At 57.0% G+C, this 739-nt stretch carries 1 rRNA gene; it reads left to right on the top strand.

Annotated elements, in window-relative coordinates:
* A 23S ribosomal RNA gene (locus tag AC3EVP_RS36935) occupies positions 1–739 on the top strand; the annotation flags it as partial.

The following is a 739-nucleotide window of genomic DNA, read 5'->3' as shown; positions in this document are numbered from 1 at the left end:
AGTGGTGGATGGTTCACGAGTGAGAATGCAGGCATGAGTAGCGATACAAGAGTGGGAAACTCTTGCGCCGATTGACTAAGGGTTCCTGGGTCAAGCTGATCTGCCCAGGGTAAGTCGGGACCTAAGGCGAGGCCGACAGGCGTAGTCGATGGACAACCGGTTGATATTCCGGTACCCGCTTTGAAGCGCCCAGTACTGAGGCGAGCGATGCTAAGGCCGTGAAGCCGCCTCTGATCTCTTCGGAGTGAGGGGGAGTGGTGGAGCCGCTGAACCGGACTTGTAGTAGGTAAGTGATGGGGTGACGCAGGAAGGTAGTCCAGCCCGGGCGGTGGTTGTCCCGGGGTAAGGGTGTAGGACGTTGTCCAGGTAAATCCGGGCAGCTTAAGTCTGAGACCTGATGCCGAGCCGATTGTGGTGAAGTGGATGATCCTATGCTGTCGAGAAAAGCCTCTAGCGAGTTTCAAGGCGGCCCGTACCCTAAACCGACTCAGGTGGTCTGGTAGAGAATACCGAGGCGTTCGGGTGAACTATGGTTAAGGAACTCGGCAAAATGCCCCCGTAACTTCGGGAGAAGGGGGGCCACTTCTGGTGATCATCTTTACGGTGTGAGCTGGGGGTGGCCGCAGAGACCAGCGAGAAGCGACTGTTTACTAAAAACACAGGTCCGTGCGAAGCCGTAAGGCGATGTATACGGACTGACGCCTGCCCGGTGCTGGAACGTTAAGGGGACCGGTTAGTC

Source organism: Actinacidiphila sp. bgisy144 (assembly GCF_057708105.1).
The sequence above is the reverse complement of the archived record's forward strand: the minus strand, read 5'-3'. Positions and strand labels throughout refer to the sequence as shown.